The 22,998-nt window shown below is 75.4% G+C and carries 20 protein-coding genes and 1 pseudogene; 3 read left to right on the top strand and 18 right to left on the bottom strand.

What is annotated here, in order from left to right; genetic code table 11:
* Positions 1-7: 7 nt before the first annotated feature.
* The 3 genes from ABZ573_RS25855 to ald all read right to left on the bottom strand — a co-directional run bounded on the left by ABZ573_RS25855 (position 8) and on the right by ald (position 3,437).
* On the bottom strand, positions 8-931 hold the full coding sequence (locus ABZ573_RS25855) for an AAA family ATPase (RefSeq protein WP_121397670.1): 924 nt from the start codon (positions 929-931) through the stop codon (positions 8-10).
* A gap of 386 nt (positions 932-1,317) precedes the next feature.
* The gene (locus tag ABZ573_RS25850; RefSeq protein WP_358121633.1) at positions 1,318-2,310 is read right to left on the bottom strand and encodes a site-specific tyrosine recombinase XerD; all 993 of its coding nucleotides are present in this window, start codon (positions 2,308-2,310) and stop codon (positions 1,318-1,320) included.
* A gap of 11 nt (positions 2,311-2,321) precedes the next feature.
* On the bottom strand, positions 2,322-3,437 hold the full coding sequence (ald, locus tag ABZ573_RS25845; protein WP_151455220.1) for an alanine dehydrogenase: 1,116 nt from the start codon (positions 3,435-3,437) through the stop codon (positions 2,322-2,324).
* A gap of 226 nt (positions 3,438-3,663) precedes the next feature.
* On the opposite strand from ald, the gene ABZ573_RS25840 reads away from it, so the two are divergent.
* Positions 3,664-4,005, top strand: coding sequence for a TM2 domain-containing protein (locus ABZ573_RS25840; RefSeq protein WP_327031199.1), 342 nt, complete (start codon positions 3,664-3,666; stop codon positions 4,003-4,005).
* A gap of 64 nt (positions 4,006-4,069) precedes the next feature.
* On the opposite strand, the gene ABZ573_RS25835 is transcribed toward ABZ573_RS25840, so the two are convergent.
* The 13 genes from ABZ573_RS25835 to ABZ573_RS25775 all read right to left on the bottom strand — a co-directional run bounded on the left by ABZ573_RS25835 (position 4,070) and on the right by ABZ573_RS25775 (position 19,842).
* Positions 4,070-4,675 carry an NUDIX hydrolase gene (locus ABZ573_RS25835; protein ID WP_358121631.1) on the bottom strand — a complete coding sequence of 202 codons (606 nt, stop codon included), beginning with the start codon at positions 4,673-4,675 and terminating at the stop codon, positions 4,070-4,072.
* A gap of 109 nt (positions 4,676-4,784) precedes the next feature.
* A complete protein-coding gene (locus ABZ573_RS25830) occupies positions 4,785-6,536 on the bottom strand; it encodes a CTP synthase (RefSeq protein WP_151455222.1) in 1,752 nt (583 codons plus the stop codon).
* Between the two features lie 151 nt (positions 6,537-6,687).
* The gene (locus ABZ573_RS25825; RefSeq protein ID WP_358121549.1) at positions 6,688-9,075 is read right to left on the bottom strand and encodes a hypothetical protein; all 2,388 of its coding nucleotides are present in this window, start codon (positions 9,073-9,075) and stop codon (positions 6,688-6,690) included.
* Positions 9,075-10,241, bottom strand: coding sequence for a glycosyltransferase family 4 protein (locus ABZ573_RS25820; protein ID WP_358121547.1), 1,167 nt, complete (start codon positions 10,239-10,241; stop codon positions 9,075-9,077). The genes ABZ573_RS25825 and ABZ573_RS25820 overlap by 1 nt, the downstream gene beginning before the upstream one ends.
* 55 nt (positions 10,242-10,296) lie before the next feature.
* Positions 10,297-11,997, bottom strand: a complete 1,701-nt coding sequence (locus ABZ573_RS25815) for a lipid II flippase MurJ (RefSeq protein WP_358121545.1) — start codon at positions 11,995-11,997, stop codon at positions 10,297-10,299.
* 1 nt (position 11,998) lies between these two features.
* Positions 11,999-12,865: a hypothetical protein gene (locus ABZ573_RS25810; RefSeq protein ID WP_151455225.1), complete on the bottom strand. Its 867-nt coding sequence runs from the start codon at positions 12,863-12,865 to the stop codon at positions 11,999-12,001.
* A 61-nt stretch (positions 12,866-12,926) separates the two neighbouring features.
* Positions 12,927-13,865, bottom strand: a complete 939-nt coding sequence (locus ABZ573_RS25805) for a copper transporter (protein ID WP_151455226.1) — start codon at positions 13,863-13,865, stop codon at positions 12,927-12,929.
* Between the two features lie 27 nt (positions 13,866-13,892).
* Positions 13,893-15,071, bottom strand: a complete 1,179-nt coding sequence (gene steA, locus ABZ573_RS25800) for a putative cytokinetic ring protein SteA (RefSeq protein WP_151455227.1) — start codon at positions 15,069-15,071, stop codon at positions 13,893-13,895.
* Between the two features lie 118 nt (positions 15,072-15,189).
* Complete coding sequence (gene recN / locus ABZ573_RS25795; protein WP_151455228.1) at positions 15,190-16,947, bottom strand: DNA repair protein RecN; 1,758 nt, start codon at positions 16,945-16,947, stop codon at positions 15,190-15,192.
* Between the two features lie 115 nt (positions 16,948-17,062).
* Complete coding sequence (locus ABZ573_RS25790) at positions 17,063-17,980, bottom strand: NAD kinase (RefSeq protein WP_151455229.1); 918 nt, start codon at positions 17,978-17,980, stop codon at positions 17,063-17,065.
* A 40-nt stretch (positions 17,981-18,020) separates the two neighbouring features.
* Positions 18,021-18,881 (bottom strand): TlyA family RNA methyltransferase, encoded by an 861-nt coding sequence (locus ABZ573_RS25785; RefSeq protein ID WP_151455230.1) that lies wholly within the window; start codon positions 18,879-18,881, stop codon positions 18,021-18,023.
* Positions 18,882-18,902: 21 nt separating this feature from the next.
* Positions 18,903-19,211 carry a hypothetical protein gene (locus ABZ573_RS25780; protein ID WP_327027799.1) on the bottom strand — a complete coding sequence of 103 codons (309 nt, stop codon included), beginning with the start codon at positions 19,209-19,211 and terminating at the stop codon, positions 18,903-18,905.
* Between the two features lie 28 nt (positions 19,212-19,239).
* Positions 19,240-19,842: a hypothetical protein gene (locus ABZ573_RS25775; RefSeq protein WP_151457614.1), complete on the bottom strand. Its 603-nt coding sequence runs from the start codon at positions 19,840-19,842 to the stop codon at positions 19,240-19,242.
* 113 nt (positions 19,843-19,955) lie between these two features.
* Between ABZ573_RS25775 and ABZ573_RS25770 the strand changes: the two genes are divergently transcribed.
* Positions 19,956-20,294, top strand: coding sequence for an SCP2 sterol-binding domain-containing protein (locus tag ABZ573_RS25770; protein ID WP_132234479.1), 339 nt, complete (start codon positions 19,956-19,958; stop codon positions 20,292-20,294).
* Positions 20,295-20,419: 125 nt separating this feature from the next.
* Here the strand turns inward: ABZ573_RS25770 and ABZ573_RS25765 are convergent, their stop codons facing one another.
* On the bottom strand, positions 20,420-21,436 hold the full coding sequence (locus tag ABZ573_RS25765; RefSeq protein ID WP_358121541.1) for an HAD-IIA family hydrolase: 1,017 nt from the start codon (positions 21,434-21,436) through the stop codon (positions 20,420-20,422).
* Positions 21,433-22,413, bottom strand: coding sequence for a Replicase polyprotein 1ab (locus ABZ573_RS25760; RefSeq protein WP_358121629.1), 981 nt, complete (start codon positions 22,411-22,413; stop codon positions 21,433-21,435). The genes ABZ573_RS25765 and ABZ573_RS25760 overlap by 4 nt, the downstream gene beginning before the upstream one ends.
* Here ABZ573_RS25760 and ABZ573_RS25755 point away from each other — a divergent pair.
* Positions 22,369-22,998, top strand: a pseudogene (locus ABZ573_RS25755) (hypothetical protein); the annotation flags it as partial. The gene ABZ573_RS25760 and the pseudogene ABZ573_RS25755 overlap by 45 nt on opposite strands.

The following is a 22,998-nucleotide window of genomic DNA, read 5'->3' as shown; positions in this document are numbered from 1 at the left end:
CGCCGGCCTACCGCTCGGCCTGGGCGGCGATCACCTCGCGGGCCAGCTGACGGTAGTTGCGGGCGCCGGACGAGGCCGGGTCGAGCGTGGTGATCGGGGCACCGGCGACGGTGGACTCGGGGAACTTGACGGTCTTGGTGATCACCGTCTGGTAGACCTTGTCGCCGAAGGCCTCCACCACCCGCTGGAGCACCTGGCGGCAGTGGGTGGTGCGGCTGTCGTACATGGTGGCGAGGATGCCCTCGAGCTCCAGGTCGAAGTTGAGCCGCTCGCGCACCTTGTCGATGGTGTCCAGCAGCAGGGCCACCCCGCGCAGGCTGAAGAACTCGCACTCCAGCGGGATGAGCACGCCGTGCGCCACGGTCAGCGCGTTGATCGCCAGCAGGCCCAGCGAGGGCTGGCAGTCGATCAGGATGTAGTCGTACTCCTTGCGGACTGACCGGAGCACACGGGCCAGGGCCATCTCCCGGGCGACCTCGTTGACCAGCTGGATCTCGGCCGCGGAGAGGTCGATGTTGGCGGGCAGCAGGTGCAGCCCCGCCACGTCGGTCTTGATCAGGACGTCCTCGGCGGTGACGTCGTCCTGCATGAGCAGGTTGTAGACCGACAGGTCGAGGTTGTGCGGGTTGACCCCCAGCCCGACCGAGAGGGCGCCCTGCGGGTCGAAGTCGACAAGCAGCACCTTGCGGCCGTACTCGGCCAGTGCGGCGCCCAGGTTGATGGTCGTGGTGGTCTTGCCCACACCACCCTTCTGGTTGGCCATCGCGATGATCCGCGCCGGGCCGTGCCGGTCGGTCGGCATCGGCTCGGGAATCGGCTTACGCATCGTGTATGCCGCCGGATCCGCCGGACCGAGATCCGCCCCGAGCGTGGCCTGCTGCTCGCGGAGCTCCGACGTCCAGGTCTCGGCACGGTCACCGTTGCCAGCCATGTGCTCGTTGCCCCCTCCCGACGACCACCCGGCGTCGGAGCCGTCCGACGTCCTTCGCGGCGCCGCTGCGCACCCCGGTCTGCATCACCATCGCCCCAGGAGGTCCGCGCCGATGCCGACTGTACGCCACCGCCCGGCGGCCCGGTCGCACCCGCTCGGCGTGTCGCCGCCCCGCCGACCAGGCCAGCCACCGGCGGCGTGCTGCGCGCGCCGCCCCGGACACCGTCGCGCCGCGTGGACTGGCCGGCGGCCACCGGAGCAGACCGGGGTCCGGCCGGCCCCGGCGGGACGGCCGACGGTCGGCCCCACGCCCGGGACCGGGACCGGGACCGGGACCGGGACCGGGACCGGGACCGGGACCGGGACCGGAGCCGGAGCCGGGCGGGTCAACCCCGCGCCCGGGGATGGGCGGTGGCGTACACCTCGCGGAGCCGCTCGACCGTGACCAGGGTGTAGACCTGGGTGGTGGTCACCGAGGCGTGGCCGAGCAGTTCCTGCACCACCCGTACGTCCGCGCCGCCGTCGAGCAGGTGAGTGGCGTAGGAGTGGCGCAGGGTGTGCGGGGAGACCGCCTCCGGGCCGTCCACCGGCAGCCCGGCCCGCTGGGCGGCGCGACGCAGGATGGTCCACGCGCCCTGCCGGGTCAACGCGCCGCCGCGGGCGTTGAGGAAGACCGCCGGGGTGCCCCGGCCGGCGGCGGCGAGCCCGGGGCGGGCCCGCACCAGCCAGGCCCGTACCGCCTCGACGGCGCACCCCCCGACCGGGACGAGCCGGGTGCGGCCGCCCTTGCCGCGCAGCAGCACGGTGCCCTCGTCCACGTCCAGGTCGTCCACGGCGGCGCCGACCGCCTCGGAGATCCGCGCCCCGGTGCCGTACAGGAACTCCAGCAGCGCCCGGTCGCGCAGCGCGAGCGGCGCCTGGTCGCCGGCGGCGGTCAGCGACCCGGCGGTCTCCAGCAGCCGCACCACGGCGTCGGCCGGCAGCGCGCGGGGCAGCCGGCGCGGCGGCGTGGGCGGGCGGACGTCCCGGCTCGGGTCGGCGCCGGCCAGCCCCTCGCGCAGCGCGAACCGGTGCAGGCCGCGTACCGCGCTGGCCGCCCGCGCGGCGGAGGCCACCGCGAGCGGCGGATGCTCCTCGTCGCCGGCGCGCAGCCGGGCCAGGTGCGCCTCGACCTGCCCCGGGCCGACGGCGGCCAGGTCCGGCACGCCGGCCGCCGCCAGGGTGGCCAGGTAGCGCTCCAGGTCCCGTCGGTACGACGCGAGCGTGTTCGCCGACAGTCCCCGTTCGACGGTGAGGTGGTCGAGGTAGCCGCGGACGGCACGACGCAGGGCCGGCGCGGGCTCCACGCCCGCGCCGGCCCCGTCCGGTGTGCCGGTCAGCCCGCCACCTCTCAGGCCAGCGCGTCGGCCAGCGCGAGGGGCGCCATGCCGTGCGCCTCGGCGACCGGGCCGTAGGTGACCTGCCCGTCGTGGGTGTTCAGGCCCAGCGCCAGCGCCGGGTCGCGACGCAGCGCCTCGCGCCAGCCGTGGTTGGCCAGCTCCAGCGCGTACGGCAGGGTGACGTTGGTCAGCGCGTAGGTGCTGGTGTGCGGCACCGCGCCCGGCATGTTCGCCACGCAGTAGAAGATCGAGTCGTGCACCTGGTAGGTCGGCTCGGCGTGCGTGGTGGGACGCGAGTCCTCGAAGCAGCCGCCCTGGTCGATGGAGATGTCGACAAGCACGCTGCCCGGCTTCATCCGGGAGACCAGCTCGTTGGAGATCAGGGTCGGGGCCTTCGCGCCGGGCACCAGCACCGCGCCGATGACGAGGTCCGCGTCCAGCACGGCCCGCTCGATCTCGTACGCGTTGGAGGCGACCGTCTGCAGGTGGCCCCGGTAGATGGCGTCGGCCTGGCGCAGCCGGGCGACGTTCTTGTCCAGCAGCAGCACCTCGGCCTGCAGGCCGAGCGCGATCGCGGCGGCGTTCATGCCGGAGACGCCGGCGCCGATGACCACCGTCTTCGCGGCGTACACGCCGGAGACGCCGCCCATCAGGATGCCGCGCCCGCCGCCCTGCCGCTGGAGGTGGTAGGCGCCCACCTGCGGGGCGAGGCGACCGGCCACCTCGGACATCGGGGCGAGCAGCGGCAGCGACCGGTCGGGCAGCTCGACGGTCTCGTACGCGATGCCGGTGACCTTGCGGTCGACCAGCGCGTCGGTGCACGCCTTCGAGGCGGCCAGGTGCAGGTAGGTGAAGAGCACCTGCCCCTCGCGCATCCGGTGGTACTCCTCGGCGATCGGCTCCTTGACCTTGAGCACCAGCTCGGCGGTCTCCCACACCTCGTCGGCGGTGGCCAGGATCTTGGCACCGGCGGCGGTGAACTCGTCGTCGCCGATGCTGGACCCGACGCCGGCGCCGGACTCGACGAAGACCTGGTGACCGCTGCGGACGAACTCGTTGACGCCCGCCGGCGTGATCGCCACGCGGTACTCGTGGTTCTTGACCTCGCGTGGGATTCCGACCTTCACGATGCAGACACCTCTCTTCGGGGCTGCGCTCCCCCGACTGCGCGGTGCCACGACGGCCCCTTTGCCGCCGCGGTCCACCGGTCCCGCCGGCGGCAGTCTAGGCGCGTCGCCGCCCCCGATGAGGCAGCACAGTGACATCCGGTGCCCGCACCCGCTGACGATGTGTCAGGCGTGAACCGGGCCGGCGGTGGGACCCGCGCCTCAGCCGTCAGGACAGTGTTCATCCATTATCGTCCCACTCTTCGGGTGCCGCTGCGGACAGGAGAGCAGTGGATCACTAGGGTGTCGCCTCATGACCACACCTCCTTACCAGCCCGGCTTCCCCAACCAGCCCGGGTACCCGTCGGGTGTCTCCGACAAGAGCAAGGTCGTCGCGGGCGTCCTGCAGATCGTGCTGGGCACCTTCGGCGTCGGCCGCTTCTACATGGGCGACACCAAGACCGGCGTCATCCAGCTCATCGTGTCCCTCGTGACGTGCGGCATCGGCGGCATCTGGGGCCTCGTCGACGGCGTCCTGATCCTGATCAACGGTGGCGTCGACGGGCAGGGCCGGCCGCTGCGCGACTGACGACCCGGAACGACGAAAGGGGCCGTGCGGACGTACCGCACGGCCCCTTCACGTTCTTCCCGGCTCAGCCCGGCAGGGGCGCGTCGGCCCGGCGCAGCGCCGACCAGCCGGTGTCGCGGGCCCGGGCGGCGGCGAGCAGCCCGGCCACGCAGGAGGCGTTGGTGATCTCGCCCGCGAGGACCATGCCGACCGCCTCGTCCAGGTCGATGCGGACGACCTGGAGGTCGGCCTCCTCCTCGCGACGCTCGTGCCGCTGCTCCGCCGGCACGTCGGCCAGGTCCCGGGCCAGGAAGACCCGGACCAGCTCGTTGGTGAAGCCCGGCGAGCTGTGCAGGTCCACCAGGACGTCGATCCGCCCCGCGGTGAGGTCGACCTCCTCGGCCAGCTCCCGGACCGCGGCGGCGGCCAGGTCCTCGCCGGAGACGTCGGTCAGCCCGGCCGGCAGCTCCCACAGGTGCCGCCCCACCGGGTGCCGGTACTGGCGGATCAGCACCACCTGGCCGGCGGAGTCGAGCGCCACCACGGCGACCGCGCCGACGTGCCGGACGAAGTCGCGGACCCCCGTCCCGCCGCCCGGCATGGTCACCTCCTCGCTGACCACGTCGAAGATCCGACCCCGGTAGCGCTCGGTGCGGGAGCGCACCTCGTAGCGGTGCTCGACGGCGCGCACGCCGCTGTCGGGCCCGGTGCCACGCTCGCTCACGCCGCCGCCCCGCTTCGCGTGCCAGCGGCGCGAGGCGCCGCGCAGCGGTGCCCGATGGTTCGCTCGCTACGCTCGCTCACGAGGCCGACGTCGCCTTCGCGGCGGCGCCACCGTTGCGGGCGGCGTTCTGCGCCGCCGCGCTCTCGGCGGCCTCCAGGTCGACGGGGAGCTGGTCGGCCTCCGAGTAGGCCACCGCCGCCTTCACGAAGGAGGCGAACAGCGGGTGCGGCCGGGTCGGCCGGCTCTTCAGCTCCGGGTGCGCCTGGGTGGCCACGAAGAACGGGTGCAGGTCCCGGTCCAGCTCGATGAACTCGACCAGCCGCCCGTCGGGCGAGGTGCCGGAGATGTGCAGGCCCGCCTTGGTCAGCGCGTCGCGGTAGGCGTTGTTCACCTCGTACCGGTGCCGGTGCCGCTCGCTGACCTCGGTGCTGCCGTACGCCTCGGCGACCAGCGAGCCCTCGGCGAGCGCCGCCGGGTACGCGCCCAGCCGCATGGTGCCGCCCAGGTCGCCCCTGCCGGCCACGATGTCCTCCTGGTCGGCCATGGTGGCGATGACCGGGTGCGCGGCCTCCTCGTCGAACTCCAGCGAGTTGGCGCCGTCGAGGCCGGCCAGGTGCCGGGCCACGTCGATGGTCATGCACTGCAGGCCGAGGCAGAGGCCGAGCAGCGGGATGCCGTTCTCCCGGGCGTACCGGGCGGTGCCGATCTTGCCCTCGATGCCGCGCACCCCGAAGCCGCCGGGGATGACGATGCCGTCGACACCGGCCAGGGCGGCCGCCGCGCCGGACGGGGTGACGCACTCGTCGCTGGGCACCCAGCGCAGCTGCACCCGGGACCGGTGGCCGAAGCCGGCGGCCCGGATCGCCTCGCTGACCGACAGGTACGCGTCGGGCAGGTCGACGTACTTGCCGACCACGGCGACGGTGACGGTGTGCCGGGGCTGGTGCACCCGGTCCAGCAGGTCGTCCCAGCTGGCCCAGTCGACGTCCCGGAAGGAGAGGCCGAGCCGGCGCACCACGTACGCGTCGAGGCCCTCGCGGTGCAGCACCTTCGGGATGTCGTAGATGCTCGGCGCGTCCGGGGCGGCGGTGACGGCCTCGCGGTCGACGTCGCAGTAGAGCGACAGCTTCTGCTTGACCTTGTCGGGGATCTCCCGGTCGCAGCGCAGCACCAGCGCGTCGGGCTGGATGCCGATGCTGCGCAGCTGGGCCACCGAGTGCTGGGTCGGCTTCGTCTTCAGCTCGCCCGACGGCGCCAGGTACGGCACCAGCGAGACGTGCAGGTAGAAGCAGTTGTCGCGGCCCAGGTCGTGGCGGACCTGGCGGATCGACTCCAGGAACGGCAGCGACTCGATGTCGCCGACGGTGCCGCCGACCTCGGTGATCACCACGTCCGGCACCTGGCCGTCGTCGTCCGGGTCGGCCATCGCCAGGATCCGCGACTTGATCTCGTTGGTGATGTGCGGGATGACCTGGACGGTGTCGCCCAGGTACTCGCCGCGCCGCTCCTTGGCGATCACCTCCGAGTAGATCTGCCCGGTGGTGACGTTCGCCTTGCCGGAGAGCGCCCGGTCCAGGAACCGCTCGTAGTGCCCGACGTCGAGGTCGGTCTCGGCGCCGTCCTCGGTGACGAAGACCTCGCCGTGCTGGAACGGGTTCATCGTCCCCGGGTCGACGTTGAGGTAGGGGTCGAGCTTCTGCATGACCACGCGCAGGCCGCGCGCGGTGAGCAGGTTGCCGAGGCTGGAGGCGGTGAGGCCCTTACCCAGCGAGGAGGCGACTCCCCCGGTGACGAAAATGTGCCTGGTCGTCCGTGCTGAAGGGGCCAAGGCCTGCTCCCGTGTCGTCCGTCGCGGTCGTGCAGACCGCCGTGCCGATCAGCCAAGTGATCACGCGATCCACGGGATTCCACGGTAACACCTCTCCCGGCCCACCCGCCGGGCGCACCCGGAGCGGGCTGCGGGACGTCCCGCCCGCGCCTCAGCCGGCGGTGACCTCGGTCGATGCCAGGCCGGCCGGCGCGCGCTCCCCCGCGCCGGTTGCGGCCGTCGGTCCGGCCGCCCCGGTCGCCGGGCCCGGGGCGCGCGGAGCCGGGGGCGCCGCCGCCGTGGCCGGTCCCGCACCCGCATCGGGGGTACGGGCGGCGCCCGGCCCCGCGCCGGGCGGTGCCGGGCGGTCCGGGCCGGCGCCGTCCGGTCCCCCGCCGGTGTCCCCGCCGGAGCCGTCGCCCGTACCGCCGGGCCCCTCGTCGCGCGGGCGGGCCGCGTCGGGCAGCGTGCGGTCGGTGGAGTGGTCGAGCACCCGCAGCGCGGCCAGCGCCGCCATCGGCACCACCAGGGCGGCGGCCGCGCCGGCCACGTCCAGGGCGTCGCCGCCCAGCACCCCGCCGATCACCGCGGCGACGGCGGTGCCGGCCATCGCCGCCCGCATCGCCGGGTAGATGCCGAACAGCCGCATCAGCCCGCCCCACGGCTGGAGCAGGGCGAACCAGACCAGCAGGGCGCCGGCCAGGGCCAGCACCGTCAGCGGGCTGTTGACCAGGGTCTCGAAGTTGGCCGTGCTGGAGCGGTGCACGGTGAGCCCGCCGGTGCCGTCACCGACGGCGGCCAGGAACCGGCCGAGGCTGCCCCGCTCGGCGGCGGGCCGGCGCAGGTCGAGCACCGCGAAGCCGATCGTCAGCGCGAGCCCGGCCATGGTGGCCCAGGCGAGCCTGCTGATCGTCAGCCAGCCGCCGGCGCTGATCGCCGCGGCGACGCTCAGCCCGGCGGTCAGCGCGATCGCGCCGATCGGGTCGGCCCCCAGGTACGGGCTGCCGACGACCAGCACGGCGGCGCCGCCGACGGCCACCATCACGGGCGGCCGCCAGGACCGGCGGACCCGCTGGGCCAGCCATCCCGCGCTCAGCAGGGACCCGGCCAGGAACACCCCGAGCCCGACGGTGCCCAGCCCGGCGTACCGGCCGCCCTCCAGGGCGGAGTAGCCGACCACCCCGTTGAGCTGGAGGCGGGCGCCGGTGAGCACGTCCAGCCCCACGGCCAGCGTGGTCAGGCCGGCCACCGCACCGAGCGGACCGAGCGTGCTCGCGTGCCCGGGCGCGAGCCGCACCACGGCGGTCGCGGCGACCAGCAGCAGCACGGTCACCCCGGCGAAGTAGACGCCCGCGTGGTCCCCGCGCCACCAGGGCACGGCGTCGGCCAGCAGCGCGGCCGGGACGGCGAGGGCCGCCGCGACCAGCAGCAGCTCCACGACCGCCACCACCCGCCGCGAGACCGGCTCCGGGCCGTACGGGCCGGCGTGCCGGCGTGCCCGGCGCAGCAGCGGCAGCACCGCCACGGCCAGCAGCACCTGGGCGCCGGCCAGCAGGGTGAAGAACCAGTCGGCCACCCGGCGCTGGGCGGCCGCCTCCCGGTCGGCGTCCGCCGGCGCGGCGATCGCGGCGGCGAGGTCCGCCGGCCGCCCGCCGACCGACTCGGCGGGGCGGCCGAGGAAGAGCCGTTCGGGCATCGGCCGGCCCAGCGCGGTGAGCGCGGTCGGCGCGAGGTCGACCAGTTGCAGGTACCCCTCGCGGCCGGTGCTGGCCGAGGTGAGCCACCCGCCTTCCCAACCCGGCCCGTCGGCGACGGCGACGTGCAGCCGGGACGGGGCGTCGGTGTCGGACACCCCGGCGACGAGCACCAGCGAGCGGGGCGGCCGGGCGGCCAGCACCCGGGCCAGGCGGGCGTCCGCCTCCCGAGCGACCGCGGCCCGGGCCGCCGGGTCCTCGCCGGTGACCGTGCCGAGGTCGACGATGCTCAGCACGCAGGAGCCGAGCAGGCCCGTCGGGTCCGCCGGGAGCGCCGGCGCGTACCGGTCGACGCGGCCGAACGGTCGGGCGGCGGCCACGGCCGCGCCGGGCCCGACCGCCACCGAGCAGCGCACGGACTCCGCCAGCGCGCCGGGCACCGTGCCCCAGGGCAGCCGCTCCTGGTTGTGCAGGACGACGCTCTCCTGGTCGGGCAGGTTCGCGCCGATGCCGTCGGGCTGCTCGACCGTCACCTGGGCCGGTGGACAGCCCCCGGCCTGCCGGCTGCCGTTCCAGGCGGCGTAGCTGCCGGCGCCGAGGGTCAGCCAGCCGTCCACCGGGCAGGTCGGGCGGTGCGCGGAACGGACCGACAGGGAGCCGATCGAGCCGTCCTGGGCCATCCGCCACAACGTCGGCGTGGTCTGCGGGTCGACGTCCTCCCAGCGCAGCCCGGCAACCCCGACCAGCACCACGAAGTCGGCGGTACGCCCGGGCGACGCCGCCCGTTCGGGGCGGGCGGTCAGCGCGGTGATGCCCAGCGCCACCACGACCAGGGTCAGCAGGATCGGGGCGATTCTGCGCCGCATCACCGGCGTCCCGTCGACGGGGCGTCGGCGCCGGGGGCGGCCGGTCCGGCGCCGTGCGGGGCCAGCTCGGCGTAGAGCGCCGCCAACTGGGCAAGGGTGTCCGCCTCGGTGGGCCAGGAGGCGGCCCGGGCGGCGCCGCGCCGCGCCAGCTCGGCCCGCCCGGCGTCGTCGTCGAGCAGGGCGCGCACGGCCGCGTCGACGGCGTCCACGTCCGCCGGCGGCACCAACACCGCGGCGTCGCCGACCAGCTCCGGCAGGCCGCCGACCGCCGTCGCCACCAGTGGTACGCCGGCCCGCATCGCCTCCTGCGCGAAGAGCTGACGGGCCTCCCAGTCGCTGGTCACCAGCGCCAGGTCGGCCCCGGCCAGCAGGTCGGCCACGTCGGTGCGGTGCCCGAGCAGGGTCACCGGGGCCCGGGCGGCGGAGATCCGGGCCGCCAGCGGCAGGTAGGCGGGGCCGCTGCCGGCGATCACCACGACCGGCGCCGGTGTCCGGGTACGCCACCGGGCGGCGGCGTCGATCAGCACGTCGTACCGCTTCTGCGGGTGCAGCCGGCCCACGGAGAGGATCAGCGGCCGGTCCTGGCCGACGCCGAACTCGGCGCGGACGGCGGCCCGGCGGCGGCGCGGCGCGGGCAGTGCCGGCGCGGCGACCGGGGCGAGCCGGGCGTCCGCCGCGCCCAGCGCGGTGGCCCGCTCGACCAGGTCGGTGGAGGCGCCGAGCGCCACCCGGGCGCCCCGGGCGACCACCCGCTCGACGAGGCGCGACACGCCACCGCGCAGGCCGCCGGCGAGCACCGCGTTGTGCCAGGTGACCACGAGCGGGGCGGCGGGTCGGGCGAGCACGGCGACGAGCCCGGCGCGCAGGCCGTGGGCGTGCAGCACGTCGACCGGTTCGGCGGCGAGGGCCCGGCGCAGCGTGGTGACCGCGCGGGCGTCGGCCGGGGTCGGGCTGGCCGGGATCTCCACCGGCAGGAACCGGGCGCCGACGCCCGTGAAGTCGAACTGCTCCTGCGTCGCGGCGGGGCCGCAGACCAGCACGGAGGCGCCCGCGGCGGTCAGCCCCTCGGCCAGCGAGCGGACGTGCTGCCCGACGCCGCCGGTGCTGGAGGCGAGCAGCAGGGCCACCGTGCCGCGCCAGCCGGGAAACGGTGCCGGCTGCGTCACCGCGACCACCCCCGTTCGTCGGTAGTCGTCGGCCGGTCACCCGTCCTGCACCCGCTCACCGGGACACCGTCTCCTTCCCGCCACCCCGTTCCGGGGGGATGTCGCCCTCGCCCGTCCCATCGGCGGGGGCCGCCGGCCCACGCCGGCCCGCCCTGCCCAGCCGCCGGAGCACCCCGGCGAGCAGCGGCGTCACGTCCCGCCGGTCGACCAGCCAGACGACGGCGAGGAACACGACGCCGACCAAGGCTCCGGACAGCATGCCCTGCACGAGTGCACCCGGTGTCGTCGGGGTGCCGCCGGCGGCCGCGTCGAGCCAGCGGGCGAGGGCCGTTCCGGCGAGCGCGGCCAGGGCGCCGGCGAGCAGTCCGGCGGCGCCGGCCCGGCCCGCTCCGGCGAGCGCGGGGCGCCCGGCCGAGCGCCACACCGCGACGAGCAGCAGCCCGCCGAGCAGCACCATCCCGGCCGAGTTGGCCAGGGCGACCGCGAGCACCCGGTCCGTCACCGGCAGGAGGACTGCCAGCGGCACCGCCACCACCGGTACGGCCAGCCAGCCGGCGGTGATCGCGAAGGTCGCCGGGCGGGTGTCGCCCCGTGCGTAGAGGGCGCGGGAGAGCACCGCGAAGAGGCCGTAGCCGAGCAGCCCGGGGGCGAAGCCGGCGATGGCCGCGGCGGTGGAGGCCGGGTCGCCCGGGTAGAAGAACGCGGCGACCGGCGCGGCCGTGCCGACCAGTGCCGCCGCGCCGAGGCAGCTGAACAGCACCACCCCACGCACGGTCGAGGAGAGCGTGCGCCGGTACTCCTCGTCCCGCCCCGCCGCGGCGGCGGTCGCCAGCGTCGGGTACGCCGCCACCGCGAGCGGGACCGCGAGCACCGCCCAGGGCAGCAGGTACATCGTCTGAGCCAGGTTGAACACCTGCGGCGATCCGGTCGGGCCGCCGGAGACGCGGTTGAGCAGCACCAGGAGCGCGAGCTGCTGCGCGGTGACGGTGATCGCCCCGGCCATCGCCAGCCCGCCCACCCGCGCCCGGGCGTCGGGCGGGAACGCGTACCCGGGGCGTGGCCGCAGGCCCAACCGGCGCAGCGGGACCAGCAGCGACAGCGACAGCACCACGACGCCGAGCGTGGTGCCGGCCGACAGGAGCAGCTCGCCTCCACCGCTCACCTGCGCCACGCCGACGCTTCGTCCCTCCGTCCCGGCGAAGACGAGGTACACCACGATCACGGTGAGGCTGGACAGCAGCGGCGCGATCACCGGCCAGGCGAAGCGGCGGTGTGCCTGGAGCACCCCGGTGAGGACGATGCCGACGCCGTAGAGCGGCAACTGCGGGGCGAAGACCCGCAGCATCCGCGCCCCGGCCGCCAGCTCGGCCTCGGAGCGCCCCTCGCTGAGCAGCGACACGATCGGGCCGGCCGCCACCGCGACCAGGACGGCCAGCGGCACCAGCAGGGTGACCGTCCAGGTGAGCAGGGCCCCGGTGGTGGCGGACACCGCGCGCCGGTCACCGGCCGCGACCGGCCCGGCCAGCAGCGGTACGACCAGGCTCGCCAACGCGCCACCGGCCACGATCTCGAAGATGATGTTCGGCGCGGTGTTGGCGATGACGTACATGCCGCCGAGGTCGCTCTTCTGCACGACCCAGGTGAAGACGGCGGTACGGCCGAAGCCGGCGAGCCGGCTGAGGACGGTGAGTACGGCGATGAGCGCGGCCGCTCCGGCGACACGGCCGGCGCCGGCGAGGGGTGCCGGGGTCGTCACGTCAGTCGGCGCGCCGGCCCAGTGCGTCGAGCTCGCGCAGCCCGGGGGTGCGCTGGATGACCTGGGTGAAGCTGACCTTCTCGCTGGCCGCGGTGAGGCCGGCGAGCACGGCGAGCAGCCCGGCCCGCCCGACGGGCCCGGTACGCGCGGCCAGCGCCACGCCGAGCAGCGCGCCGAGCGCGTTCGCGCCGCTGTCGCCGAGCATCACGTCCTCGCCGAGGTCGGCGGGGAGCAGCCCGGCGGCGGCGCCGACGGCACCGGCGGCGATCCCGCCGTGCGGGCCACCGGCCAGCGGGGCGCCGAGCAGGAGGCCGGACTTCAGCGCCCGGCCGGGACGCAGGTCCAGCAGGTTGAGCAGGTTCGCGGTGCCGGCGATGACACCGGCGCCGAGCAGCACGTCGACGCCCCGGCCCAGCGGGCCCTGCCGCTGGCGACGCCGGTGCCCGGCGACCCGGGGGTCCGCGGCGAGCAGCGCGGCGGCGCCGAGGCCCGCGGCGCCCACCCCGACGACCTTGACCAGCCCGGCGGTGACCCGGCCCTCGCGCAGCGCGGCCAGGTGCCCCGCGAACCCCTTGGCCGCCTTCTGCTCCGGCCGGGTGCCGACCACGTCGTCGTAGAGCCCGACCGCCCCGGCACCCACCCCGGCGACCAGGGCCGCGGCTCCCGACGGGCCGCTGGAGGCGCCGAACGCGCCCGTCGCGGCGGCGCCTGCCGCGAGGGCGGGGCCGGCGGCCAGGCTCACCGTGCGGCCGCGGAAGTTGGTCCGCTCCAGCGCGGGCCCGGCCGGCGAGGTGCGCACCTCGCGCAGGGCGTAACGGGCGGCGGCGGCGCCCGCGCCGGCGATCAGCAGTCGACCGAGCAGGCTCACGCGTCCCCCTCCCGCCGTACGTGGGCGAGGCTGGATCCGGACACCGGGGTACGTCGTAGCATCACTGGGGCAGTCTAGGCAGCAGGGTGGCGTTGTCGGCGACGCCGTACTGACCGGCCTTCTTCTCGGTGACCTGTTGCACCAGCGCGAGGGCGGTGACCAGCTGGCCCTGGTTGGTGTTGGCGTTGTCGACGGTGGAGATGGTCTGCACCAGCACCGGGTCGCTCCGGACGGCGGCCACCAGGTTTCCGCCAGCCGAGCCGTTGCCGCCGACGACGATGGTGCCGGCCTGGTCGAACTGCTCGGCGACCTTGAGCACCGCCTCGTCCTTCTTCGCCGAGTCCTTGTCCACATACGGCTGCCCGCTGACCAGGACGACGGCCTCCGCCGGCGCGGTGACCGGCTTCTCGGTGGTCAGGTAGTTGGCGTTGACGTAGGCGGCAAGCACCGCCCGCCGGTCGGCCTCGGTGACGGGGGTGGCACCGGCCGCCCGGTCGATCAGGACGCTGGCCAGCAGCGCGCTGGACGTCTCGACACCGTTGCTGTTGCTCGGCAGGTCGGCGGTCGGCGCGCCGGTGGGGCGGGCAGCGGTGACCGCCAGCTCCAGCAGGTTGTTGTTGTTGTCCGGGTTGATGAACTTGTCCTGCAGGTCGATGCGACCGGTCACCTGGGCGCCGGCGAGCTGGAGCATCTTGACCACGCCCTCGGTGTGGTCGCGCCCGGTGGGCAGGCTGACGACCAGCACCCGCTTGCCGGTCAGCGTGCCCGGCAGGACGACCTCCGCGATCTGGGCGGCGAACTCCTCCTCGAGCTCGAGCTCCTTCTCCATGCTCTGGACCGCCTGGCGCATCAGCTGGTTGTCCTTGCGCAGCCCGTTGACGTGTTCCTTGAGCGAGTCGGCAACCGGGCCGTTGAGGGCGGCGGTGCCGACCACCAGGCCGATCGCCAACGCGAGGAAGACGGCGGTCAGGGACACGACGTGGTACCGGAAGTTGATCACACCTGCAGCCTCTTGATCGGTGGGACGCTAGAAAAGCTGTTCAAGCTGGAACACGAAATTGTTCCACCACTCGGAGACCACGCCCAAATACGCCTTGCCGACGGTGGAGACCGCCACGGCCGAGGCCATCGCCGCGATCGCGGAGAGCACCAGCAGCAGCAGCGACGACCCGGAGATGCTCTGCCGGTAGAGCCGGCTCACGCCCTTGGCGTCGACCAGCTTGCCGCCCACCTTGAGCCGGGTCAGGAACGTGGAGGCCATCCCGCCGCGGCCCTTGTCGAGGAACTCGACGAGCGTGGCGTGGGTGCCGACCGCGACCAGCAGCGAGGCGCCCTTCTCGTCGGCCAGCAGCATGGCCAGGTCCTCGCTGGTCGCCGCCGCCGGGAAGGTCACCGCCGGCACGCCGAGGCCGTTGACCCGGGCCAGGCCGGGCGCCCGGCCGTCCGGATAGGCGTGCACGATCACCTCGGCGCCGCAGCGCAGCACGTCGTCGGTGACCGAGTCCATGTCGCCGATGATCATGTCCGGCGTGTAGCCGGCCTCCACCAGCGCGTCCGCGCCGCCGTCGACGCCGATCAGGACCGGCTTGAACTCGCGGATGTAGGGGCGCAGCACGTCCAGGTCGGCCTTGTAGTCGTAGCCGCGCACCACGATCAGGCAGTGCCGCCCCTGCATCTCGGTCTGGATCTCCGGCACGCCGACCCCGTCGAGGAGCAGGTCGCGCTCCTGGCGGAGGTAGTCCATCGTGTTGGCGGCGAACGCCTCCAACTGGACCGAGAGCCCCTCCCGGGCGTCGGCCATCGACTTGGCCACCGACTCGGCGTCCTGGAGGCTGCCGTGCCCCACCGGCTCGTCGCCGAGGAAGACGGTGTTGCCCTCGATCCGGACGGTGTCGCCCTCGCGGATCCGCTCGAAGACCCCCTCCCCCAGGTCGTCCAGGAGCGGGATGCCGGCGGCGACCAGCACCTCGGGCCCGAGGTTGGGGTAGCGGCCGGAGACCGACGGCTTCGCGTTGAGCACGGCGCCGACGCCGACGGCGACGAGCGAGTCGGCGGCGACACGGTCGAGATCGACGTGGTCGATGACCGCGATGTCACCGGGGCGGAGCCGGCCGACCAGGCGTTTTGTCCGGCGGTCGAGGCGTGCGGTGCCGAGGATCCTGCCCGGTTCCGCGTTCCGGGTCCGGCGCAACGTGGGTAGACGCATCGTGACCATCCTGGCATGTGAGGCAGGCAATTCTGTCGCGACATGCCTGAGCAGGGCCGCCTACCCAGGGAAGCACACTAACGCGCAGGCCGGTGTGCCTGTGCTCACAATCGCCGACTCACGGGCGCCTTTCCCGGGCCGCCACGGCGAGAAGCTCCTCGGCGTGCGCGATACCCAGGTCCGAGTCGGGCAAACCCGCGAGCATCCGGGCCAGCTCCCGGGCGCGCTCGGTGTCCTCCACCACCCGCACCCCGCTGGTGGTGACCGCCCCGCCCGTGTCCTTCGCCACCACCAAGTGCCGGTCGGCGAACGCGGCCACCTGCGGCAGGTGAGTGACGACCAGCACCTGGTGGCTACGGGCCAGCCGGGCCAGCCGCCGGCCGATCTCGACCGCGGCCTGGCCGCCGACCCCGGCGTCGACCTCGTCGAAGACCAGCGTGGGTGGCCCGCCCGAGCCGGCGAAGACCACCTCGATGGCGAGCATCACCCGCGACAGCTCACCGCCGGAGGCGCCGCGCTGCAACGGCAGCGAGGGCGCGCCCGGGTGGGCCAGCAGGCGCAGCTCGACCTCGTCGCCGCCGTCCGGGCCGACGCCGACCTCGGTGCCGTTGACCGGCAGGGTCGGCTCGGCGCGCCCGGCGGCGCGGGGCAGCACCGCCACCTCGATCCGGGCGTGCGGCATGGCCAGCCCGGCCAGCTCGACGGTGACCTGCTCGGCGAAGCGGGTCGCCGCCTCCTGCCGCGACGTCGACACCCGGCCGGCCAGGTCGGCCACCTCACCGGCCAGCCGGGAGGCCTCCCGGTCCAACTCGTCCAGGAGGTCGTCGGAGGTGTCCAGGTCGGCCAGCCGGGTGCGGGCACGCTCGGCCCAGGCGATCACCCCGTCGACGTCGTCGGCGTACTTGCGGGTCAGCGCGCGCAGCGCCGCCCGCCGCTCGTAGACGGTCTGCAACCGGGCCGGGTCGGCGTCGAGCGCGGCGAGGTAGGCCGACAGCTCGGCGGAGACGTCCGTGACGAGAGTCGCCGCCTCCTCCAGCCGCCCCGCCAGCTCACCCAACGCCGGGTCCGTGCCGGCCTGCGCCTCCAGGGTGCGGCGGGCGGTGCCGAGCAGCGCCGCCGCGTCCGGCGTCTCGTCGGTCGCCTCCACGCCGCCGGCCACGCACTGGTGGGCCACCTGCGCCGCGGTACGCAGCCCCTCGGCGTGCTCCAGCCGCTGCGCCTCCGCCTTCAGCTCGTCGTCCTCGCCGGGCTGCGGGTCCACCCGGGTGATCTCGTCGAGGCCGAGCCGCAGCAGGTCCGCCTCCTGGTTGCGCTCGCGGGCGTTGCGCCGCCGGTCGGACAGGTCGTCGACCACCGCGCGCCAGCGGGCGTACGCCTCGCGCAGCGCGTCGAGCAGCTTCTCGTGCTCCGGGCCGGCGAAGCGGTCCAGCGCCGCCCGCTGCTCGGCCGGCCGCAGCAGCCGCAGCTGGTCGGACTGGCCGTGCACGGCCACCGCCTGCTCGCCCACCTCGCCGAGCATCGACACCGGCATGCTCCGCCCGCCCAGGTGCGCCCGGGAGCGGCCCTCCACGGTGACGGTGCGGCTCAGCAACACCGAGCCGTCCTCGTCGGGCTCGCCGCCCGCGTCGGTGATCCGCGCGTGCACGGTGGCGGCGACGCGGCCCGCGAGCCGCAGCCGGCCCTCGACCACCGCCCGGCCCGGCTGGGCGCGCACCCGCCCGGCGTCGGCCCGCCCGCCGAAGAGCAGGCCGAGGCCGGTGACCACCATGGTCTTGCCCGCCCCGGTCTCGCCGGTGATGACGTTCATGCCGCCGGTCAGCGGCAGCGTGGTGTCCTCGATGACGCCCAGTCCGGTGATGCGCAGCTCTTCCAGCACAGCAACCGACAGTAGACGCGGCCCCCGACACTTGACCAGCCGGCGTGCGCGCGCCGGTGCGTCCGCCCGCCGACACCTCGCCGGGGCGGCCCGTCGGCGCCGGCCGGGCCCGGGGTCAGCGGCGGTTGCCGCGCCAGCCGTGCACGGGCAGGTCGAACTTCGCCACCAGCCGGTCGGTGAACGGGCGGTCCCGCAGCCGCACGACGCGCACCGGCAGCGCGCCGCGCCGCACGGTGACCCGCGCCCCGGGCGGCAGGTCGTAGACCCGTCGGCCGTCGCAGGACATCACGGCGAGGGTGGTGAACGGGTCGACGGTGATGACGAACGTGGAGGTGGGCGCGGTGACCAGCGGCCGGCTGAACAGCGCGTGCGCGCTGATCGGCACCAGCAGCAGGGCCTCCACCTCCGGCCAGACCACCGGCCCGCCGCCGGAGAACGCGTACGCCGTCGAGCCAGTGGGGGTCGCGCAGACCACGCCGTCGCAGCCGTACCGGGACAGCGGGCGGCCGTCCACGTCGACCATCAGCTCCAGCATCTGGGCGCGCTCGCCCTTCTCGACGCTGATCTCGTTGAGCGCCCAGGACTCGATGGTCGGCCCGCCGTCGAACTCGGCGGTCACGTCGAGGGTGAGCCGCTCGTCGACGGTGTAGTTGCGCTCGACCACGTCGCGTACCGCGCTGTCCAGGTCGTCGATCTCGGCCTCGGCGAGGAAGCCGACCTTGCCGAGGTTGATGCCGATCAGCGGCACCTTCTCCGGGCGGGCCAGCTCCGCCGCGCGCAGGAAGGTGCCGTCCCCGCCGAGCGCGAAGACGATCTCCGCGCCCGCGGCCGCCTCGAGGCCGGTCACCGGGACCACTCCGGGCAGGTCGAGGTCGTCGGCCTCCTCGGCCACGACCCGCACCTCGAAGCCGGCCGAGATCAGGTCGGCGGCGACGGCGCGGGCGTGCTCGGTGCTGCGCCGGCGACCGGTGTGCGTCACCAGCAGCGCGGTGCGGCTCACCGGGACGGCCGTCCCGTCGCGCCCGCGCGGCATCCGCGCGGCACGCCCGCGACCGCGGGGCTCGCCAGTCCACTCACCCGGCCACCTCCTCCGTCGCCGCGTCCGGCTGGTCGCCGGACGGCACCGGGCCACCCGGCCCGGCGGTCACCACCGCGCGCACCCGCTCCGGGTCCGCCGGCGGTGCGTCCCGGCGTAACCATACGAAGAACTCGACGTTGCCGCTCGGCCCGGGCAGCGGACTCGCGGCCACGTCGGCCAGGCCGAGGTCGAGCCGGGCCGCCGCGGCGGCCACGTCGAGCACGGCCTCCGCGCGCAGCGACGGGTCCCGGACAACCCCGCCGGCGCCCACCCGCTCCTTGCCGACCTCGAACTGCGGCTTCACCATCAGCGCCAGGTCACCGTCGGGCCGGGTGCAGCCGGCCAACGCCGGCAGCACCAGCCGCAGGGAGATGAACGACAGGTCGGCGACCGTGAGGTCGACCGGGCCGTCGATGACCTCCGGTGTCAGCGTACGGACGTTGGTGCGCTCGAAGACCCGCACCCGGGGATCGTTGCGCAGCGGCCAGGCGAGCTGCCCGTAGCCGACGTCGACCGCGACCACCTCCGCCGCGTCGGCGCGCAGCAGCACGTCGGTGAAGCCGCCGGTGGAGGCGCCCGCGTCCAGGCACCGCCGGCCGGCCACTGTCAGCCCGCCCGGGGCGAAGGCGGCCAGCGCGCCGGCCAGCTTGTGCCCGCCCCGGGAGACGTACTCCGAGCCGGGGTCCTCGCCGGTGACCAGGAGCGGATCGGCGGGGTCGACCATCGCGGCGGGCTTACGGGCCGGCACGCCGCGCAGCTGGACCCGGCCGGCCTCCACCAGCGCGGCGGCCTGTTCCCGGGACCGGGCCAGCCCGCGGCGGACGAGTTCGGCGTCCAGCCGGTTACGACGTGCCATGCGTGGTTCTTCTCCGGTCGGTCAGGTCTGGTCGATGGTGGCGAGGGTCTCCCGCAGCGTCTCGTACGCCGCCTCGTACTGCGCGATCTGGTCGGCCGGGGCGAGCGTCGCGGCGTTGGCCATCGCCCGTACGGCGGCGTCCACGGCGGGATGCCGGTCGTCGCCGAGGTCGTCGGCGGACTCCGGCAGCGACGGCGGAGCCGGGCGCGGGCCCGGCCGGGCGGCGGGCGGCGGACCGGGGCGGAACGGGCCGGTCGCCGAGCCGTGTCCGGCGCCCGGCGGGCCGGGGCGGGCGCCGGGCGGCGGGCCGGGCCGGAAGGGGCCGCTCACGATCCGCTCCCCGCCGGGGCCGGGCGCATCACGCCTCGTCCTCCGGCGGCCGCTTGCGGGCCGGTGCCTTCTTCGCCGGCCGGACCGGCTCCGCGGCGCCCTCGGTCGGGGCGAGGGCCGACGGCGTCCGCTTGGCCACCGCCTTCTTCGCCACGGCCTTCTTGGCCAGTGCCTTCTTCGCGACGGCCGGCCTCGCCACCGGGGCGGGGGCAGCCGAGGTCGGTACGGCCGGCTCGGCCGCGCCCGGGGCGGGCGACGGCCCGGCGGCGGGCACCGGGTGCGCCGACGCCTCGGTGCCGGTGGGCAGCGGCGCCGGGGCGCCGAGGGTCGCCTTGGCGTCCCGGAGCTGGCGCTCGAGTTCGTGCACCCGTCGGGTCAGCTCGGCGACCTCGTCGGCGGTGGCGAGCCCCACCGCGCCGAGGGCCCGGTCCACTTCGAACCGCACCAGCTTGGTCAGCGACTCCCGGTTGGCCGCGCCCGTGGAGACCAACTCCTCGGCGAGGGTCTGCAGCTGGGCGGCGGTCGCCCCGCCCGAGCCGACGACCCGGCGAACCGCGTCCTGGGCCTTCTTCCGGGGCGCCTCCGTCAGGCCCATGGCCAGCTCGAGGTAGGCGCGCCACGCGTCCTGCATGCCTGTTTCCTTCCGCGGGGCGGGGGTGTGCAGGTGCCACGCTACCGGGCACCCCGCGACGCCCTGTGCGGTACGGTGCCGGGGACGGCGTGGCGAGCGGTGAGGGGGCGATGGTGGCCAGCGTGGACGAATGCCGGCAGGCGTTGCGGGATCTGGCGGCCCGGCTGGACCGCAACGCGGAGACGGTGCGCGAGAAGGTCGACTTCGACCGGACGCTGGCCTGCCGGATCACCGACTTGGAGACCGCCTTCCACGGCCGGCTCTCCGGCGGCCGCCTGGTCGACCTGGCTGACGGCGACGACCCGAAGGCCAAGATCGCGCTGAGCACCGGCAGCGACGACCTGCTCGCACTGGTCCGCGGCGAACTCGACATCACCCGCGCGGTCACGTCCCGGCGGGTGTCGATCAAGGCCAACCCGCTCGACCTGATGAAGCTGCGCAAGCTGCTCTGAGCCAACCCGCTCGGGGCCTGACCCGGGAATGCGGGCGGTCGTCGGCGGGATGAATTTCGGCGTCGGCGGCCCGTCAGCCGGATGGATTCGGCGTCGGCGGGAGCCAGTTCGGCGTCGGCGGCCCGTCAGGCGGACAGGCCGAGTTCGGCCAGTGCCTTCTCCGCCTCGGCCGAGCCGGGACGGATCCGCGCCGGCCGCGTCGACCAGACGGTCGCGCAGAGCGCCGCCAGGGCGTCCAGCGTGCGGCCCGACCCGGCCAGCTCCAGCGCGTCCTCCCGCGCGGCCACCGACCATCCACCGGCGTCCGCCGGGCCCGGGACCCGCACCACGGCCGCCGGGTCGAAGAGCCCCGCCAGGTCCATCGAGACGTACGTCGGCCTGCGGTGCGGCGGGGCGGCGAGCAGCTCGGCCGCGTCACTCACGCCGGTGAGCACCAGCAGACTGTCCAGTCCGGCCCGCCGGGCACCCTCGATGTCGGTGTCCAGCCGGTCGCCGACCAGCAACGTCCGGCCCTCGCCGGCACGTCGGGCCGCCGTGGTGAACAGGGCCGGCTCCGGCTTGCCGACGACCACGTCGGGATCCCGGCGCAGCGCGGTGCGCAGCACGGCGACCAGGGCACCGTTGCCCGGCAGTGGTCCACGATCGCTGGGCAGGGCCGGGTCGGTGTTGGTGGCGACCCAGGTCGCGCCGCCGCGTACGGCCACCGAGGCCTCGGCCAGGTCCGCCCAGCAGACCTGCGGGCCGAACCCCTGCACCACCGCGACCGGCGACTCGTCGGCCCGGGACACCGGGGTCAGCCCGACCGCGCGCAGCTCGGCCCGCAGAGCCTCGGTGCCGACGACCAGCACCGCGGCTCCGGCGGGAAGCTGGTCGCGAAGCAGCTCCGCGGCGGCCGCCGCCGAGGTGAGCACCTCCTCGGGCCGGGCGGGCACACCCATCCCGGTGAGCAGGTCGGCCACCTCGCTGGAGCGGCGCGAGGCGTTGTTGGTCGCGTACGCCACCGACCGGCCCTCGGCGTGCAGCCGGCCGACGGCCTCGACCGCGCCGGGGACCGGCCGGTCGATCAGGTAGATCACGCCGTCCAGGTCGAAGACGACCAGGGCGTACCCGTCGACCAGCCGTTCCCCGGCACCCGTCGTCATCGCTGCGCGGTGTCCGACCCGCCGGAGGCGGTGGGCTCGCCACCGCCGGTGGCGGCCCCGCTGTCGTCGCCGGGCGTACCGGCGGCGACGGTGCTTGCCTCGTCGTCGGTCAGCTCGTCGTCGGTCAGGTCGTCCGACGGCACCGCCGCGACCGCGGCCTCGTCCTGCTCGTCGTCCTCGTAATGCTCGTCCTGCTCGTCGTCCTCGTCACCTTCGTCGTCGTCTTCGTCCTCGTCGGCGTCGGCGTCGGCGTCGGCGGTCGGCTCCGTGTCGCCGGCGAGGTCGGCGTCCGGCCGGGCCGGTACCGCACCCGGGGCACCGGGGCCGGAGGCGATCGCCTCGGCGGACTCCTCGTCCTCCTCGTCGCCCTCGATCACCACACCGTCGAGCTCCAGCAGCCGCTCGGCGGCGTCGGTCTCGCCCTCGGTGTCGACGTCGGCGGCGCGGGAGAACCACTCGCGGGCCTCGTCACGACGACCGACGGCGAGCAGCGCGTCGGCGTACGCGTACCGCAGCCGGGCCGTCCACGGCTCGGCCGTCTCGCTCGTCAGCTCGGGAACCTGGAGCATGGCCACCGCGGCGTCCTTCTGGCCCAGGTCGCCGCGCGCCCCGGCCGCCACGATCAGCAGCTCGGTCGCCACGGCCTGGTCCAGCTTCTCCCGGTCCGCGCCACGGAACAGGTCGATCGCCCGCTCGGGCCGGCCCAGCGCCCGCTCGCAGTCCGCGAGCACGGCCAGGTGGCTCTGCAACCCGCTCATCCGGTGGTACGTACGCAGCTCCGCGATCGCGGTCTGCCACTCCCCCGCGTGGTACGCGGCCAGGCCGACCGCCTCGCGGACGGCCGCGATCCGGGACGCCAGCCGACGGGCCGCCAGCGCGTGCGCCAGCGCCTCGGCCGGGTCCTCGTCGATCAGCTGACCCGTCGCCACCAGGTGCCGGGCGACCGTCTCGGCGACCGGCTTCGCCAGCGAGAGCAGCTCGGCCCGGACGTCCTTGTCGAGGTCGGTCGCGACGATCTCGTCGGGCAGCGCGGGGCCCGCCGTACGCTCCCCCGCCGCCTCCGGACGCTCCCGCCGCTCGTCGCGACGCTCTCCGCCCCGGAAGCCGCCCTCACGACGGTCACCCTGGCGTTCTCCGCCCCGGTAGCCACCTTCGCGGTCACCGCCCCGGTAGCCACCCGGACGGTCGCCACCTTCACGACGGTCGCCACCACGGTAGCCGCCCTCGCGGTCGCCGCCACGGACACCGCCTGGACGGTCGCCACCCTCACGACGGAACCCGCCATCGCGGTCGCCACCCCGGTAACCACCCGGACGGTCGCCACCCTCGCGACGGTCGCCACCGCGGAAGCCGCCCTCACGCGGCGGGCCCGAACGGAAGCCACCCTCGCGGTCACCACCCCGGTAGCCGCCTGGACGGTCGCCGCCCTCGCGACGGTCGCCACCGCGGAAACCACCCTCGCGGTCACCACCCGGACGGTCGCCACCCTCGCGACGGTCGCCACCGCGGAAGCCGCCCTCACGCGGCGGACCCGAACGGAAACCACCCTCACGACGGTCCCC

Source organism: Micromonospora sp. NPDC007220 (assembly GCF_040634035.1).
Classification (GTDB): Bacteria; Actinomycetota; Actinomycetes; order Mycobacteriales; family Micromonosporaceae; genus Micromonospora; species Micromonospora reichwaldensis.
This window is presented reverse-complemented; position numbering and strand designations above follow the sequence as displayed.